Source organism: Loktanella atrilutea, from assembly GCF_900128995.1.
GTDB classification, from domain to species: Bacteria; Pseudomonadota; Alphaproteobacteria; order Rhodobacterales; family Rhodobacteraceae; genus Loktanella; species Loktanella atrilutea.
The window spans coordinates 1-2264 of record NZ_FQUE01000039.1; the positions used below are offsets into that span (position 1 = coordinate 1).

Here is a 2264-nt window from a genome sequence, read left to right on the forward strand (position 1 = left end):
GACAGGGCGGCGGCGTCCGGCATGATCGCCGCGGCACCGGTCAGGTGCCAGGTCACCGGTGCCGCCGCGACGGCCAGCGATGCCGCGACGGCGACACCCGTGCCAACCGACAACCAACCCGCGACGCCAGACCTCGTCACTCCCGCGCCTCCCCGTTCAACCCTGTCGCCATGTAACCCGTCACACGATAGAGCGTCCCGGTCACGCTGTCACCCGGCGGCGCCATCACATCGACCGTGATCGCCGTCAGGTCCGGATCGTCCGTCGGCCTGCGCGACACCGTCACCGGGAAGCTGCGCCCCATGACCGGCAGGTTAGCCTCCTCCGGCAGGCCCAGCCGTGCCGCCGTCAGGGCCTGATCCGCCGCCCAGCGGGCCAGGGTGCGGTCGGTCACGGCGGTAATGCGGGCGGCATGGCCCTCGGTCGCGGTCAGCAGGGATACGGCACCCAGCGCCAGCACCGCCATGGCGACCAGCGCCTCGACCAGGGTGAAGCCCGCCTCGGGGTTGCGCGCGGTCACGGCGTATCGACCTGGACGGCGTTGACGCCGTCGAACCGGATCCGTGTTTCCAGCCCGTTGTCGGCGCGCAGGGTGAGCGCCAGCGGCACGCCGGTCACCGGCAACATATCGCCATCGACGACAAAGCGACCCTCGGCCGCACCGTCGGGATCGGTCGGTCGCGCACCGGGCGTCGCGTGGGGTTCGGCCAGCAGGGCGACCGGATGCGGCTGCCAGTCCGCGCCCCGCTGCACCTCGAAGCGGTAGCCGTCGCCGTCCCAGACGAAGGCCACCGCCTCGCCGGTCAGCAGCGTCTCGTCGGCGGCGCGGTTCAGGCGGGCGGTCAGCAGGGTCGCCTCGCGCTGCAATGTGTCGCCACGATCGACCGGCCCCAGCGACAGGCCGACGGCACCGGCCATGACCCCGATCAGCACGAGCACCACCAGCACCTCGACCAGCGTCACACCGGCGTCGCGCGCGCGCATCAGTTGGTGGCGGTCGCTTGGCCGTGGGCGATGTCGGCTGCCGGACCTTCGCCGCCCGGCGCGCCGTCAGCGCCCAGCGTCAGCAGGTCGAACCCGCCGGTGTCTCCCGGCGAGCGATAGAGGTAGGCGTTGCCCCAAGGATCGACGGGCAGCTGCGAGAGGTATCCCCCCGCCGCCCAGTTGCGCGGCTCGGGCGAGGTGGTCGGACGGCTCGACAGCGCCTCCAGCCCCTGCGCCGTCGTCGGATAGGTCTGGTTGTCGAGGCGGTAGAGTTCGAGCGCGGATCCGATGGTGCGGATGTCGGTCTGCGCGACGGCGACCCGGGCCTCGTCCGGGCGGCCGATGACGTTCGGCACGATGATCGCCGCAACCAGCGCGATGATGACAAGGACCACCATCATCTCGATCAGCGTGACACCAGCGTCGGGCGCACGGTGCCGCCGCACGATGCCGCGCCGCTTCAACTGAAGAGCCATGAAACTGTTTCCTTTCCGCGCGCGTGGATGCCACTATGGTAACGGAAGAACGAGGCGGATGAAAAGGCAATAATTCGTGATAAATCAAGAGCCTATCGCGATGCAGGGTGCCTCTGTGCAGGCTGTTGCGCTAGCCGCAGGTCACGTTTCAAACGCGCCGGAAACCCCTCGGGCCGCGCAAGCGGGGAGCCCGGCCCTTCAGGCACGGCTGGCGCAGGCACTGAGCCATCGCAGCCAGCCGCTTCCTTTTCTTCTGGCGGCCGAACAGGTCGGCTCCCACCTCATCACGCTGCCTCCCGCCAAGGCCCGTCAGCGCGCCGCCATGCTGGCCTTTGCCGCCGAGGAGCGGATCGCCGCCCCGCTGGATGCGACCGTCGTGGCACCGGGGCCGATCATCGCGACCGCCGGCGCGCCGCAATTGACCTTCGTCGTGGCCCGTCGTGTGATCGACGCCTGCCCGCAGGACGCACCGCGCATCCTGCCCGAGATCCTGCTGATCCCGCGCCCCGCGACCGGCTGGGCGGTCTGGCGCGACGGCGACCGGTGTGTGGTCCGTGCGGCCGACGGGACGGGATTTGCTGCCGCCACGACTGTCCTTTTGCTGCTGTGGACCCGCGCCGGGCAGCCCGAGATTCTGTCCTACGGCATGGCCCTGCCGCCGGAGATGCGCCAGACGGACCGGTCGGCCGCCGTGCCACCACCCGACCAGCCCCCCAGACCTTCGAGCTGACGGCGCCGCAGCCGGCCGGCGCCGCCTCGCCCGACGCCACCGCCCCGACTGACGGCGGCAACTGATGCAGCGCG

At 71.0% G+C, this 2264-nt stretch carries 4 protein-coding genes; 1 reads left to right on the forward strand and 3 read right to left on the reverse strand.

Annotation, left to right across the window (positions count from 1 at the left end):
• Window positions 1–136: 136 nt before the first annotated feature.
• Genes gspI through gspG form a run of 3 tightly spaced genes read right to left on the reverse strand, consistent with a single transcriptional unit; the run spans window position 137 to window position 1460 of the window.
• The gene (gspI, locus tag BUA54_RS20390; protein ID WP_072859063.1) at window positions 137–520 is read right to left on the reverse strand and encodes a type II secretion system minor pseudopilin GspI; all 384 of its coding nucleotides are present in this window, start codon (window positions 518–520) and stop codon (window positions 137–139) included.
• Entirely contained in the window at window positions 517–984 is a 468-nt protein-coding gene (locus tag BUA54_RS20395; RefSeq protein WP_072859064.1) for a prepilin-type N-terminal cleavage/methylation domain-containing protein, read from the reverse strand. The genes gspI and BUA54_RS20395 overlap by 4 nt, the downstream gene beginning before the upstream one ends.
• Window positions 984–1460 (reverse strand): type II secretion system major pseudopilin GspG, encoded by a 477-nt coding sequence (gene gspG, locus BUA54_RS20400; protein WP_072859065.1) that lies wholly within the window; start codon window positions 1458–1460, stop codon window positions 984–986. The genes BUA54_RS20395 and gspG overlap by 1 nt, the downstream gene beginning before the upstream one ends.
• A gap of 76 nt (window positions 1461–1536) precedes the next feature.
• Between gspG and BUA54_RS20405 the strand changes: the two genes are divergently transcribed.
• The gene (locus BUA54_RS20405) at window positions 1537–2190 is read left to right on the forward strand and encodes a type II secretion system protein GspL (RefSeq protein WP_143155572.1); all 654 of its coding nucleotides are present in this window, start codon (window positions 1537–1539) and stop codon (window positions 2188–2190) included.
• The last annotated feature ends 74 nt before the right edge of the window (window positions 2191–2264 follow it).

Bases quoted from the DNA above. Each gene is read 5' to 3' on its own strand.
- BUA54_RS20395 (WP_072859064.1), bottom strand. From the start codon at position 984: ATGCGCGCGCGCGACGCCGGTGTGACGCTGGTCGAGGTGCTGGTGGTG.
- gspG (WP_072859065.1), bottom strand. From the start codon at position 1,460: ATGGCTCTTCAGTTGAAGCGGCGCGGCATCGTGCGGCGGCACCGTGCG.